Genomic DNA, 12,758 nt, shown 5'->3' with positions numbered 1-12,758 from the left:
CCCGCTCGTCGAACGGGAGTTCCGCACTCCCCCCGACTCCGGCAGAATGCTGCCACATGCGCAAGCTCGGCCGTTACCTCCTCCTGGAGCGGCTCGGAGCCGGCTCCTTCGCGACGGTCTGGAAGGCCTACGATCCGGAGCTCGACACCGAGGTCGCGGTGAAGGTGCTGGCCGAGAACTGGGCCGCCAACGCCGATGTGCGCGAGCGGTTCCTGGCGGAGGCGAGGCTGCTGCGCCGCATCGCCAGCCCGCGGGTGGTCCGGGTGCACGACGTCGGGGTGCAGGAGGACCGGCCCTACTTCGTCATGGACTACGTACGCGGCGGCACCCTGGCGGACCGGGTCGGGCAGTGCGACCCGCAGGAGGCGCTGCGGCTGGCCGCGGAGGCGAGCTACGCGGTCCAGGTCCTGCACGAGGCGGGCGTGGTGCACCGCGACGTCAAGCCGTCCAACCTGCTGCTCGCCGCCGGCCCTGCGCCCGCCGCGGTGCTGGTGGCGGATCTGGGCAGCGCCAAGCAACTGGCCGACGCATCCGGGCTTACGGTGACCACGGGCACGCCCGCGTACATGGCACCGGAACAGGCCTTCCAGACCGGTGGGTTCGACGGGAGGGCCGACGTGTACGCGTTGGCCGTCGTGGCCTACGAGCTGCTGACCGGGCAGAAGCCGTTCGGTCCGGGCGGACGCGCCACAGCCCTGATGACCGACCGGCAGTCCGCCTCGACGCTGCCGGCGCTCCCAGCCGGAGCGGAGCTCCCACCGAACGTCGCCGTGCTGCTACGGGCCGCGATGTCCGTCGAGCCGGCGGACCGACCGCCGACCGCCCAGGCCTTCGCAGACGCGCTGCTGGCTCCGGTCCCGCAGTCCCAGCCCCTGGAAGGCCCCGGGTGGCTGACCCCGCGCGCGGTCTGTCTGGCGTCGGGCACGGTGTTCACGGCGACGACCCTGCTGAGCTGGCTGCAGCGTTGAATCCGCGTTGCCCCGACTGCTGCGAATCCCGCAGGCCAGGGCTCCGTACCGGCTTCATCACGGGGCAAAGAGGTCGTCCGGTCAGAGGGCGTCGGCCGCTGACGGCTGCCGTAGGGTCGTTGCCATGCGACTGAGCACGGTGATCCTCCCCATCCACCGGTGGAGCGAGGGGCAGAAGATCTGGCGTCGGGCCGAGGACCTCGGCTTCCATGCCGCGTACACCTACGACCATCTGTCCTGGCGGTCCTTCCGCGACGAGCCGTGGTTCGGGTCGGTCCCGACCCTGACGGCGGCGGCCACCGCCACCGAGCGGCTACGGCTCGGGACCCTCGTCACCTCGCCGAACTTCCGGCACCCGGTGACGCTGGCGAAGGAACTGGTCACGCTGGACGACGTGTCCGGCGGACGGCTCACCCTGGGGATCGGGGCCGGCGGCACGGGATTCGACGCGACGGCGATGGGCCAGGAGGCGTGGTCGCCGAAGGAGCGGGCGGCCCGGTTCGGCGAGTTCCTGCCGCTGCTGGACGAGTTGCTGCGCGAGGACGCCACCACCCGCGAGGGCACCTACTACTCGGCGGTCGAGGCGCGGAACATCCCCGGCTGCGTGCAGACGCCGCGGGTGCCGTTCTACGTCGCCGCGACCGGCCCGCGCGGCCTGAAGCTGGCCGCCGAGTACGGGCAGGGCTGGGTCACGTACGGCGACCCGAAGGGCCCGGCGGACGTGCCGGTCGAGCAGGCGCCCGGGGTGATCGCGCAGCAGATCGGGAAGCTCACGGCGGCCTGCGAGGAGACCGGCCGGGACGTGGCCACGCTGGAGAAGGTGCTGCTCCAGGGCTCGACGGCGGAGAAGCCGCTGGCGTCCGTGGACGCCTTCGTCGACTGGGCGGGCACCTACCGGGAGTTGGGCATCACCGAGCTGGTGGTCCACTGGCCGGTCCCCGACTCGATCTTCGAGAACGACCTCGCCGTCTTCGAGCGGATCGCCACCGAGGGTCTGGCGCAGCTGGGTTGACCCCTCCCGCCGGAGCGCCCGACGCCCCGGGCGCTCCGGCGGGACGGACGGGGCCCTTCGGCGGGCCGGGTGGGGCGTCGGCGGGCGGGACGGGGAGGGAGGGCCCCGGAGGGCGTCGGGACGAGGCGCTAGTCTGTCCGCCGCACCTTCAATCTGATCATGCGTTACAACGGGGGTTCCTTCTTCATGTCTGCATCCAGGAGACTGCTCGCCACCGCTCTGGTCGCCACCGCCGCGTTCGGCCTGGCCGCCTGCGGACCGGACAACTCGTCGGACCAGGGCGCGGGAAGCGGGTCGAACACCGCGTCCGCCGCCCCGACCGCCGCGGCTCCCGCCTCGCCCACCGCCGCCCCGGCCGGCACCGGGAAGCCCGCGCCGTCCGGCACCCCGGGCAGTGAGGAGGGCTTCTGCACCCACGACCCGCTGCCGGCCGGCCAGAAGTGGATCTACCCGGTGAAGGGCACCACCGCGACCAACCTGGTCTACAAGGAGACCAAGGACGTCTGCGGCGTCGACGACGTCGGCTTCGACCCGGTGGGCCCCGACAAGACCGCCGCGTTCGCGCCCGCCGCCAAGGGCCACCTCCGGTCGGTGATCGCCGCGCCCAAGGACGTCAACGTGGCCGACCTGGTCAAGCACATCACCGAGTGCCTCGCGACCCCGCACAACGAGAAGGGCTCGTACCCCTGCTCGGCCGGCGACTACAAGCTGGCGCTCGACGCCTCCGGCAAGGTCACCGAGCTGTGGGAGCGCCCGCACTCCTGATCCGGCACTCCTGATCCGGCACTCCTGATCCGGCGGGCCTGACCCCGCACGCCTGACCCGCCCGCCTGACCTGCACCCCTGACGGCGGGCTGCTGACCCCGGGCCGATCCCCCCTACCCCTAGGGGAGATCGGCCCGCGCGTCATACCGCAGCAGCAGACGGGCTCGTCATTCCAGCTCATGACCCCTGCCGCGCAGGGCCATTACGTTGAAGGCGTGTCCACAGCTGTCATCAAGACGGACGGCCTCACCAAGAGGTTCCCCCGGGTCACCGCCCTCGACCAGCTCACCGTCGAGGTGCAGCCGGGGGTGGTCGGGCTGGTCGGGTCCAACGGGGCGGGCAAGTCCACACTGATCAAGATCCTGCTCGGGCTCGCCCCGGCGACCTCCGGCCGCGGCGAGGTCCTCGGCCTGGACATCGCCACCCGGGGCTCCGAGATCCGCGAGCGGGTCGGCTACATGCCCGAGAACGACTGCCTGCCACCGGACGTCTCCGCCACCGAGTTCGTCGTGCACATGGCCCGGATGGCGGGCCTGCCCGCCACCGCCGCCCGTGAGCGCACCGCGGACACCCTGCGGCACGTCGGCCTCCACGAGGAGCGGTACCGGCCGATGGGCGGGTACTCGACCGGCATGAAGCAGCGGGTCAAGCTCGCCCAGGCCCTGGTGCACGACCCCAAGTTGGTGCTGCTGGACGAGCCGACCAACGGCCTCGACCCGGCCGGCCGGGACGAGATGCTGGCGCTGATCCGCCGCGTGCACACCGACTTCGGCATCTCGGTGCTGGTCACCACCCACCTGCTCGGCGAGCTGGAACGCACCTGCGACCACCTGGTCGTCATCGACGGCGGCAAGCTGCTGCGCTCCTCCTCCACCGCCTCCTTCACCGAGGCGACGGCGGTCCTCGCGGTCGAGGTCACCGACCACCCGCAGGACCACGCCCTCGAACCCGGCACGGCGCTCCGCGAACGCCTCGCCGCCGCCGGCATCGACGTCCAACCGGAGGGCTCGCACCTGGTGCTGGTCCGGCTGGCCGACGAGTCGACGTACGACACCATCCGCGACACCGTCGCCGACCTGGGCCTCGGCCTGGTCCGGCTGGAACAGCGTCGGCACCGGGTCGCCGAACTCTTCACCTCCCCGGCCGACGGCACCCGGGCCCCCGACTCCCGGGCCGACGACACCCGGGCCACCGAGCAGAGCAAGGGAGGGACGGACGATGTCGCTGCCTCCTGAGACCAGGCCCGCCGACACCGGCGTCATCCACGACATCGGCTACCGCGGCTACACCGGCCCCCGGCTCGGCCGCGGCTACGCCACCCGTTCGCTCTTCACCCAGAGCCTGCGCGCCGCGTACGGCCTCGGCCGCTCCGGCAAGTCCAAGGTGCTGCCGATGCTGGTGCTGGGCGTGGTCACCGTGCCCGCCGTGATCATCGTGGCGCTCGCGATCACCCTGAAGCGCGACCAACTGCCGGTCGAGTACGCGGGCTACCTCGCCAGCCTCAACCTGGTGGTCTCGGTCTTCCTCGCCTCCCAGGCGCCGGTGCTGCTCTCCCGGGACCTGCGGTACCAGACCGTCCCGCTCTACTTCTCCCGCCCGATCACCCGCACCGACTACGTCCGGGCCAAGTTCGCGGCCATGGTCTGCGCCCAACTGCTGCTGATGGCAGCCCCGTTGCTGGTGCTGTACCTGGGCGCGCTGCTCGGCGGGATGGACTTCTCGTACAACACCGGGCACTTCCTCTACGGCCTGGCCGCGGCGGTGCTGTACGCCCTGGTGCCGACCTCGGTGGCACTGGTGATCGCGGCCGCCACCCCGCGCCGGGGCTTCGGGGTCGCCGCCATCATGGGCTACCTGGCGATCAGCGCCGCGGTGGCCGGGATCGCGGTCGGCATCAGCAACCCGGGCACGACCGGCTCCGACGCCGCGCAGTGGACCTCGCTGATCTCGCCCACCAACCTGGTGGAGTCGCTGGTCAACGAGGTGTTCGACCTCGGCGCCGGCCTCGACCGCCGGTACGCCCCGGGCGGGCTCGGCACGGCGGTGTTCGCACTCGTGGCCGCGGCCCTGGTGGTCGGCTCCTACCGGCTGCTGCTGAGCCGCTACAAGAAGGTTTGAGAGGGCGGCATGGCCACCATCAGCATCGACAAGGTCTCCCGCTGGTTCGGGAACGTGGTCGCGGTCAACGACATCACCATGGTCATCGGCCCCGGCATCACCGGCCTGCTCGGGCCCAACGGCGCGGGCAAGTCCACCCTCATCCACATGATGAGCGGCTTCCTCGCGCCCTCCAGCGGCGCGGTCACCCTGGACGGCGTGCCGATCTGGCGCAACCAGCAGGTGTACCGGCAGATCGGCCTGGTTCCCGAGCGGGAGTCGATGTACGACTACCTGACCGGCTGGGAGTTCGTCCTCGCCAACGCCGAACTGCACGGCCTGCCCCAGCCGGGCGCCGCCGCCCGCCGGGCCCTGGACCTGGTGGAGATGGCGTACGCCAAGGATCGTCGCACCGGGACGTACTCCAAGGGCATGAAGCAGCGGGTCAAGATGGCCTCCGCGCTGGTCCACGACCCGGCCGTGCTGCTGCTCGACGAGCCCTTCAACGGCATGGACCCGCGCCAGCGGCTCCAGCTGATGGAACTGCTGCGCCGCTTCGGCGCGGACGGCCGCACCGTGCTGTTCTCCTCGCACATCCTGGAGGAAGTCGAACAACTGGCCCGGCACATCGAGGTCGTGGTGGCCGGACGGCACGCGGCCTCCGGCGACTTCCGCAAGATCCGCCGACTGATGACCGACCGCCCGCACCGCTACCTGGTCCGCTCCAGCGACGACCGCCGGCTCGCCGCCGCGCTGATCGCCGACGGCTCCACCACCGGCATCGAGGTGGACGAGCGGGAGCGGGCCCTGCGGATCGAGGCGGTCAACTTCCAGGGCTTCACCACCCTGCTGCCCAGGGTCGCCCGGGAGGCCGGCATCCGGCTGTACACCGTCTCCCCGGCCGACGAGTCGCTGGAGAGCGTCTTCTCGTACCTGGTCTCCGCGTGAGCGCCGCCGTGACCCCGGGGACCGCCGCCCTGACCGCCGGGACCGCCCTGACCGCCGCCCTGACCGCCGTTGCCCAGGAAGGGGCCGACCGACCATGAACCCCACCGTCGCCAGGCTCACCCTGCGCGGGCTGCTGGGCCGCCGCCGCGGCCTCCTGCTGCTGGTGGTCCCCGCGCTGCTGCTGCTCATCTCCGCCATCGCGAGCGGGTCGAGCGCCGACGCACACGGCCTGACCGTCAAGATCCTCGGCCAGCTCGGCCTCGGCACCCTGGTCCCGATCCTCGGCCTGGTGGTCGGCACCGGGGCCATCGCCACCGAGATCGACGACGGCTCGATCGTCTACCTGCTCGCCAAGCCGCTGCCCCGCTGGCGGATCATCACCACCAAGCTGGCCGTCGCGACCGGCGTCACCTGGCTGTTCTCGGTCGTCCCGACCCTGCTGTCCGGGCTGCTGCTGTACGGCACCCGGGACGGCATGGTGCTCGGCTACACCGTGGCGGTCCTGGTCGCCGGCGCCGCGTACAGCGCCCTGTTCCTGCTGCTCGGCGTGGTCACCCGGCACGCGGTGGTCGCCGGACTGGCCTACGCCCTGATCTGGGAGTCGGTGGTCGGCAACTTCGTCGAGGGCGCCCGGACGCTGAGCGTCCAGCAGTGGGGCCGGGCGGTGGCCGAGGCGGTCGCCGGGGACACCGCGATCGGCGCCGACGTCTCCCTCGGGGCGGCCGTCCCGCTGCTGCTGGTGGTCACCGTCGGGGCGACGGTGCTGGCCTCGGTGAAGCTGGCCGGACTGACCCTGGCCGGCGAGGAGTGAGCCGCGAGCCGTAGACCGTAGGGCCGCGAGCCGTAGGGCCGCGAGCGGTAGAGCCGCGAGCCGTAGGGCGGCACGCGGCCCGGCCGTGAACCGTACGGCTGAAAGCCGAACGGCGCTCCGGTCCACCGTCGGGTGGTCCGGAGCGCCGTGCGGAGAGCCTCAGAGCGTACGGTTGCGGCCCGCGCCCCAGCCGGCCGCGCCGACCACCGCGACCAGCACCAGCATCAGCACCAGGGTGGTCTCCCAGCCGCCGGTGAGCTGGTGCAGCGCGCCCGCGCCGACCGGGCCGATCGCCGCGACCAGGTAGCCGATCGCCTGCGACATCCCGCCCAGCTGGGCGGCACCGGCCGCGTTGCCGGTGCGCAGCACGATGAACGCCAGGCCCAGGCCCAGCGAACCGCCCTGGGCCACGCCGAGGACCGCCGCCGACAGCCACGCCGCGGAGACCGGTGCGACCAGCAGCATCGCGATGCCCAGCCCGTTCAGCGCGGCCATGGTCACCGCCAGGGCGCGCTGGTTGGTCATCCGGCCGGCCATCAGCGGCACCAGGAAGGCACCGGCCACCTGCACCAGGTTGGAGAAGGCGAAGACCAGGCCGGCCTGGCCGCGGTCCATGCCGTGGTCGGCCAGGATGGTCGGCATCCAGGCCACCAGGGTGTAGACCAGCAGCGACGAGATGCCCATGAACAGGCTGATCTGCCAGGCCAGCGGGGACTTCCAGATGCCCTCGATCGGCTTGCCCGGCACCGCCGCCGCGGCCACCGCGCCCCGCTCCTGACGGCTGCGCAGCACCTGCGGCAGCCACGCCACCGCCGCGACCAGCGCGAGCAGCGACCACGCGCCGAGCGAGGCCCGCCAGCCGCCGCCGAGCACGTGCTCCAGCGGCACGGAGGTGCCGGCGGCGAGGGTCGCGCCGACCAGCATGGTGGTCGAGTAGACGCCGGTCATGGTCGCCGCGCGGTCCGGGAACTCCCGCTTGACCAGACCCGGCATCGACACGTTCAGCACCGCGATGGCCACGCCGATCACCACGCAGCCCGCGTACAGCGCCGCCACCGAGGGCAGCACCCGCAGCAGCACGCCCGCGCCCAGCACCAGCACCGCGCCCAGCACCACCCGCTCGGCGCCGAACCGGCGGGTGAGCCGGGGGGTGAGCGGGGCGCCGACGCCCTGGAACAGGACCGGCACGGTGGTGATCAGGCCGCTCGCGGTCGCGGAGAGTCCGAAGGTCCGCTGGATCTCGTTGACCATCGGGGAGATCGCGGCCAGGCAGGCCCGCATGTTCAGCGCGACCAGCAGGATGCCGGTCAGCAGCAGGAGCGGATGGGCCAGCCGGGCGCGGACGGGGAGCGGGGCAGGGGTGGTGGCAACCGGCTGCTGGGCACGGGTGACGGCCATGGGTGTGCTGTTCTCTCTCGGATGTGCGTGGATGCGGGCGGGAAGGGGGAGGAGGCTCGCGCCGTCCTACTTCCGGGCCGCGATGGCCGCGAGCAGCTGCTCGACGGCCGCGGTCGGGCCGGCGAGCAGCGCACGACACGCCGCCTCGGCCCGGTCCGGGTCACCGCTCTCGATCGCGTCGACCAGCGCCTCGTGGGTCGCCACGACCGCCTCGGGCATGTCGTGGTCGCCGAAGGCGGAGGTCATCGCCTCGCGTACGGAGGCGCCGAAGTAGCGGTACACCTCGGCCAGCGCGGGGTTGTGCGCGGCCTCGACGACGGCGGTGTGGAACTCCAGGTCGTGCTCGACGGTGGCCTCGCGGCTCGCCCGCTCGGGGTGCGCCGCGAACACCTCGGCCTCACGGGCCAGCGCGGCCCGCATCCGCCGGATGTCCTCGGGGGTGTGCCGCAGCGCGGCCAGCCGGGCGCCCTCGGCCTCCAGTGCCGCGCGGACCTCCAGGACGTCCCGGATGCCCGAACGCTGGACGCCGCGCAGGACGGCCGCCGGGTCGCTGGTCGAGCGGACGAACGTCCCCTCGCCCTGCCGGGAGACCAGCATCCCGGCGTGCACCAGCACCCGGATCGCCTCCCGCACGGTGTTCCGCCCGACCTGCAGCCGTTCGGCCAGCTCGTGCTCGGTGGGAATCCGCGACCCCACCGGCCAGACCCCGCCGGCCAGTTGCTCGCGCAGCTGGTCGATCGCGGTGTCCACCAGGGATCGCCGTCCGGCTGCCTGCAGGCCGCTGCCGTCGCCGCTCATTCCGGACCTCCCTTCGCCACCGCAACACGCGCCTTGACCAGTCGTGGGTCATCCTACAACTGCTTGCCCGGTCATCCTACAACTGGTGGGGAACAGTGCGTGAACGCCGAACCGGCGACACGCCGCACCCTCTCCGGCGCCCGGTCAGCGGGCGGGGTCAGCGAGCCCGGTCAGCGGGCCGGCTCGGCGGGCGCGGGGTCGGCGGGCGGGGTCAGCGGGCCGGGTAGAGGCGCTCCAGGACGGCCGCGACGCCGTCCTCGTCGTTGCTGGTGGTGACGGCGTCGGCGACGGCGAGGAGCTCTTCGTGGGCGTTGGCCATGGCCACGCCGTAGGCGGCCCAGCCGAACATCGGGACGTCGTTGGGCATGTCGCCGAAGGCGATGGTGTCGGCGGCGCGCAGGCCCAGGCGGCGGGCGGCGACGGCCAGGCCGGTGGCCTTGGACAGGCCCAGCGGGAGCAGTTCGACCACGCCGGGGCCGGCCATCACGACGCCGACCAGATCGCCGGCGGCGCGGCGGGCGGCTTCGGCGAGGGCGTCGTCGGTGAGCGCGTGGTGCTGGATGTAGAGCTTGCTGACCGGGGAGGCGAGCAGTCCGTCGCGGTTGACCCGGACGACGGGCAGGTCGGAGCCGATCAGCAGTTCGTAGCCGGGGCCGGCCAGCACCTGGCCGTCGAGGCCGTCCTGGTTGGCGGCGACGGCGAGCGGGCCGGTCTCGGCCTCGATCTTCTCGATGGCGAGCGCGGCGAGCCGGCGGTCCAGGGTGAGCGAGGTGAGCAGCTTGTGCGCGCCGGCGTCGTAGACCTGGGCGCCCTGGCCGCAGACGGCTATCCCGGTGTAGCCGATCTCGTCGAAGACCGGACGGGCCCAGACGGCTGAGCGGCCGGTGACGACGATGTGCAGCGCGCCCGCGCCGGTGGCCGTGGCCAGGGCGGCGCGGGTGCGCTCGGAGACGGTTTCCTCGCTGGTCAGCAGGGTGCCGTCGAGGTCGGTGGCGACCAGCCGGTAGGGCAGGTCGCCACCGTCCCGGGTGCCTGCCGGGGAGACGGGGCTGGGGCTGGTGGTGCTCATGGGCCGGTCGTCTCCCGGGAGTTGCGGGTGGAGCGGGTGGAGCGGGTGGAGCGGGTGGAGCGGGTGCTGCGCGGTGGTGCGGGTGATGCGAGTGGTTACTTGACCGGCTCGAGGACGGTCCGCCCGCCGAGGAACGGCCGCAGCGCCTCGGGCACGACGACGGAGCCGTCGGCCTGCTGGTGGTTCTCGAGGATCGCCACGATGGTGCGCGGGATCGCGACCAGGGTGCCGTTCAGGGTGGCGAGCGGGCGGGTCTTGCCCTCTTCGCGCATCCGGATCGACAGGCGGCGGGCCTGGTACTCGGTGGTGTTGGAGGTCGAGGTGACCTCGCGGTACTTGCCCTGGGTGGGGATCCAGGCCTCGATGTCGAACTTGCGCGCGGCCGAGGCCCCGAGGTCGCCGGAGGCGACGTCGATGACCCGGTACGGCAGCTCCAGCGCGTTGAGGAAGTCCTTCTCCCACTGGAGCAGGCGGCGGTGCTCGTTCTCCGCGTCCTCCGGCGTGGTGTAGACGAACATCTCCACCTTCTCGAACTGGTGGACGCGGATGATGCCGCGGGTGTCCTTGCCGTAGGTGCCGGCCTCGCGGCGGAAGCAGGACGAGTAGCCGGCGTAGCGCAGCGGCAGCTTCTCGGCGTCGAGGATCTCGTCCATGTGGTACGCCGCGAGCGGGACCTCGCTGGTGCCGACCAGGTACCGGTCGTCCTCGGCGAGGTGGTACACGTTCTCGGCGGCCTGGCCGAGGAAGCCGGTGCCGTCCATGGCGGCCGGGCGGACCAGGGTCGGGGTGATCATCGGGGTGAAGCCGGCCGCGGTGGCCTGGGCGATCGCCATGTTGACCAGGGCGAGCTCCAGCAGCGCGCCGACACCGGTCAGGTAGTAGGAGCGGGCACCGGCGACCTTGGCGCCGCGCTCGGTGTCGATCGCGCCCAGGATCTGGCCGAGTTCGACGTGGTCGCGCGGCTCGAAGCCCTCGGCGGCGAAGTCGCGCGGGGTGCCGATCTCCTCGAGGGTGACGAAGTCCTCCTCGCCGCCGACCGGAGCGGCCGGGTCGATGAGGTTCGCCAGCGAGCGGAGCAGGCGGTCGGCCTCCTCCTTGGCGGCACTCTGCTCGGCGTCCGCGGCCTTGACCGCGGCGGCCAGGTCCTTGGTGCGCTGCAGCAGGGCGGTCTTCTCGTCGCCCTTGGCCTGGGCGACCTGCTTGCCGAGCACTCGCTGCTCGCTGCGCAGTTCGTCGAAGCGGCTGCCCGAGGACCGGCGCCGTTCGTCGGCGGAGAGGAGGGCGTCGACCAGGTCGACGTCCTCGCCACGGACGCGCTGCGAGGCGCGCACTCGGTCAGGGTCCTCACGGAGCAGGCGAAGGTCAATCACAGGCCCAAGCGTACCGGGCGGGCGTTCCTCCACCGGTACCGGTTTTTCCCTGGGGATAACCGGCCCGATCCTGTGGATAACTTCTGTGGGGAACTCGCCGTAGGCGGGTTATCCACAGGGCTGGGGCCGGGGCTGTGGATCGAAGAGGAGGATCACCCTCCGCGTGGCCGAACCAGGGAATTGATGTTTCAAACCTCATTCGACCTTCTCGAGTGAGGGAATTGAAGCACTCAGACGGGTGATTTGCTGGCAACCAGGTGACTCTGGTCCGATTAGTCATCTCTGCGGCGCAAACCGATGATCCGACCAGTTCTGGGCAATGGCTATACCGGTTTGTCGACTCATCCCCAGGCCTGTGGATAACTTCCGGCTGTGGACAGCGGAGAGGCCTGTGGACAGTGGCCCCCGGTGCCGGACCGCCCTGTGGATGACGGGGACGGTCGCCCGCCCCGCCTGATCGGCCCGATCCAAAACGGTCGGAAAAGGTCAGAAAGACAACAGGTGTCGCTCAGATGTCTCAGATGTCCCCGCGCCCGTCGAGCGCACGGGAGAGCCAGTCCGCTGCCGAGGTGAAATCCTCGTCCGAGGTCCCCGGCCGCCGGTGGGTGGAGACCTGCCGGTCGGCGCGCGGATAGGAGCCGAGGTAGCGCACCTGCGGGCAGATCCGCTTGAGCCCCATGATCGCCTCGCCCACCCGGCGCTCGGACAGGTGGCCCTCGCAGTCGATCAGGAAGCAGTAGTTGCCCAGGCCCTCGCCGGTCGGCCGGGACTCGATCCGCATCAGGTTGACCCCGCGCACCGCGAACTCCTGCAGCAGCTCCAGCAGCGCGCCCGGGTGGTCGTCCGGCAGCCAGACCACCATCGAGGTCTTGTCCGCGCCGGTCGGCGAGGAGACCCGGCCCGGGCGGCCCACCAGGACGAACCGGGTGGCCGCGCTCTTGGCGTCCGCGATGTCCTTGACCAGCGGGTCCAGCCCGTAGATCGGCGCCGCGAACTCGCCCGCGAACGCCCCGTCGTAGCGGCCCTCGGAGACCAGCCGGGCGCCGTCCGCGTTGGAGGCGGCCGACTCCCAGGTAGCCTCCGGCAGGTTGGCCGCCAGCCAGCGGCGCACCTGCGGCTGGGCCACCGGGTGGCTGGTCACCGTCTTGACCCCGGACAGCTCGGTGCCCGGCCGCACCAGCAGCGCGAAGGAGATCGGCAGCAGCACCTCGCGGTAAATCATCAGCGGTGCGCCGGAAGCCAGTTCGTCGTTGGTCGCGGTGACCGCGCCCTCCACCGAGTTCTCGATCGGCACGAACGCCCCCGCGGCCTCCCCCACGCGCACCGCGTCCAGCGCCAGAGCCACCGAGGACAGCGGCACCAGCTCCCGCGTCCCCGCCTCGGGCAGGGTGTGCAGCGCCGCCTCGGTGAAGGTGCCGGCCGGGCCGAGGTAGGTGTAGCGGGTGGCCGACATGACGCCTCCGTGGGACTCGGTGCTGCAGGGTGGTGCCGAAACAGTCACCCTAACGATTCCGCGGTCCCG

At 72.2% G+C, this 12,758-nt stretch carries 12 protein-coding genes; 7 read left to right on the top strand and 5 right to left on the bottom strand.

The features are described 5' to 3' along the window. The first annotated feature begins 56 nt into the window (after positions 1-56). The 7 genes from ACIBEC_RS26300 to ACIBEC_RS26270 all read left to right on the top strand — a co-directional run bounded on the left by ACIBEC_RS26300 (position 57) and on the right by ACIBEC_RS26270 (position 6,601). Entirely contained in the window at positions 57-968 is a 912-nt protein-coding gene (locus ACIBEC_RS26300) for a serine/threonine-protein kinase (protein WP_360497986.1), read from the top strand. A gap of 124 nt (positions 969-1,092) precedes the next feature. Then, positions 1,093-1,980, top strand: coding sequence for an LLM class flavin-dependent oxidoreductase (locus tag ACIBEC_RS26295; RefSeq protein ID WP_360497984.1), 888 nt, complete (start codon positions 1,093-1,095; stop codon positions 1,978-1,980). A gap of 159 nt (positions 1,981-2,139) precedes the next feature. Next, on the top strand, positions 2,140-2,745 hold the full coding sequence (locus tag ACIBEC_RS26290; protein WP_396288975.1) for a hypothetical protein: 606 nt from the start codon (positions 2,140-2,142) through the stop codon (positions 2,743-2,745). 179 nt (positions 2,746-2,924) lie between these two features. Further along, a complete protein-coding gene (locus ACIBEC_RS26285; protein WP_396288973.1) occupies positions 2,925-3,980 on the top strand; it encodes an ABC transporter ATP-binding protein in 1,056 nt (351 codons plus the stop codon). After that, the gene (locus ACIBEC_RS26280; protein ID WP_360497978.1) at positions 3,964-4,863 is read left to right on the top strand and encodes an ABC transporter permease; all 900 of its coding nucleotides are present in this window, start codon (positions 3,964-3,966) and stop codon (positions 4,861-4,863) included. Before ACIBEC_RS26285 ends, ACIBEC_RS26280 begins: the two co-directional genes overlap by 17 nt. 9 nt (positions 4,864-4,872) lie before the next feature. Then, entirely contained in the window at positions 4,873-5,790 is a 918-nt protein-coding gene (locus ACIBEC_RS26275; protein WP_360497976.1) for an ABC transporter ATP-binding protein, read from the top strand. A gap of 94 nt (positions 5,791-5,884) precedes the next feature. Continuing rightward, on the top strand, positions 5,885-6,601 hold the full coding sequence (locus tag ACIBEC_RS26270; protein ID WP_360497974.1) for an ABC transporter permease: 717 nt from the start codon (positions 5,885-5,887) through the stop codon (positions 6,599-6,601). 159 nt (positions 6,602-6,760) lie between these two features. Here the strand turns inward: ACIBEC_RS26270 and ACIBEC_RS26265 are convergent, their stop codons facing one another. From ACIBEC_RS26265 to pheA, 5 genes are all read right to left on the bottom strand, one after another. Continuing rightward, entirely contained in the window at positions 6,761-7,882 is a 1,122-nt protein-coding gene (locus ACIBEC_RS26265) for a CynX/NimT family MFS transporter (protein ID WP_396289026.1), read from the bottom strand. 183 nt (positions 7,883-8,065) lie between these two features. After that, positions 8,066-8,797: a FadR/GntR family transcriptional regulator gene (locus tag ACIBEC_RS26260; RefSeq protein WP_360497970.1), complete on the bottom strand. Its 732-nt coding sequence runs from the start codon at positions 8,795-8,797 to the stop codon at positions 8,066-8,068. Positions 8,798-9,008: 211 nt separating this feature from the next. Further along, positions 9,009-9,866: an HAD family hydrolase gene (locus ACIBEC_RS26255; protein ID WP_360497968.1), complete on the bottom strand. Its 858-nt coding sequence runs from the start codon at positions 9,864-9,866 to the stop codon at positions 9,009-9,011. Between the two features lie 95 nt (positions 9,867-9,961). Further along, the gene (gene serS / locus ACIBEC_RS26250; protein ID WP_360497966.1) at positions 9,962-11,236 is read right to left on the bottom strand and encodes a serine--tRNA ligase; all 1,275 of its coding nucleotides are present in this window, start codon (positions 11,234-11,236) and stop codon (positions 9,962-9,964) included. Positions 11,237-11,753: 517 nt separating this feature from the next. After that, the gene (gene pheA, locus ACIBEC_RS26245; RefSeq protein WP_360497964.1) at positions 11,754-12,689 is read right to left on the bottom strand and encodes a prephenate dehydratase; all 936 of its coding nucleotides are present in this window, start codon (positions 12,687-12,689) and stop codon (positions 11,754-11,756) included. Positions 12,690-12,758: the final 69 nt, after the last annotated feature.

It is taken from the genome of Kitasatospora sp. NPDC051164, from assembly GCF_044455625.1.
Taxonomy (GTDB): Bacteria; Actinomycetota; Actinomycetes; order Streptomycetales; family Streptomycetaceae; genus Kitasatospora.
This window is presented reverse-complemented; position numbering and strand designations above follow the sequence as displayed.

Excerpts from the sequence above, each read along its gene's own strand:
- ACIBEC_RS26300 (WP_360497986.1), top strand. The coding sequence starts at position 57 with ATGCGCAAGCTCGGCCGTTACCTCCTCCTGGAGCGGCTCGGAGCCGGC.
- ACIBEC_RS26265 (WP_396289026.1), bottom strand. The coding sequence starts at position 7,882 with ATGCGGGCCTGCCTGGCCGCGATCTCCCCGATGGTCAACGAGATCCAG.
- ACIBEC_RS26260 (WP_360497970.1), bottom strand. The coding sequence starts at position 8,797 with ATGAGCGGCGACGGCAGCGGCCTGCAGGCAGCCGGACGGCGATCCCTG.
- ACIBEC_RS26290 (WP_396288975.1), top strand. The coding sequence starts at position 2,140 with ATGCGTTACAACGGGGGTTCCTTCTTCATGTCTGCATCCAGGAGACTG.
- pheA (WP_360497964.1), bottom strand. The coding sequence starts at position 12,689 with ATGTCGGCCACCCGCTACACCTACCTCGGCCCGGCCGGCACCTTCACC.
- ACIBEC_RS26295 (WP_360497984.1), top strand. The coding sequence starts at position 1,093 with ATGCGACTGAGCACGGTGATCCTCCCCATCCACCGGTGGAGCGAGGGG.
- ACIBEC_RS26270 (WP_360497974.1), top strand. The coding sequence starts at position 5,885 with ATGAACCCCACCGTCGCCAGGCTCACCCTGCGCGGGCTGCTGGGCCGC.
- ACIBEC_RS26255 (WP_360497968.1), bottom strand. The coding sequence starts at position 9,866 with ATGAGCACCACCAGCCCCAGCCCCGTCTCCCCGGCAGGCACCCGGGAC.
- ACIBEC_RS26285 (WP_396288973.1), top strand. The coding sequence starts at position 2,925 with ATGACCCCTGCCGCGCAGGGCCATTACGTTGAAGGCGTGTCCACAGCT.
- ACIBEC_RS26280 (WP_360497978.1), top strand. The coding sequence starts at position 3,964 with ATGTCGCTGCCTCCTGAGACCAGGCCCGCCGACACCGGCGTCATCCAC.
- ACIBEC_RS26275 (WP_360497976.1), top strand. The coding sequence starts at position 4,873 with ATGGCCACCATCAGCATCGACAAGGTCTCCCGCTGGTTCGGGAACGTG.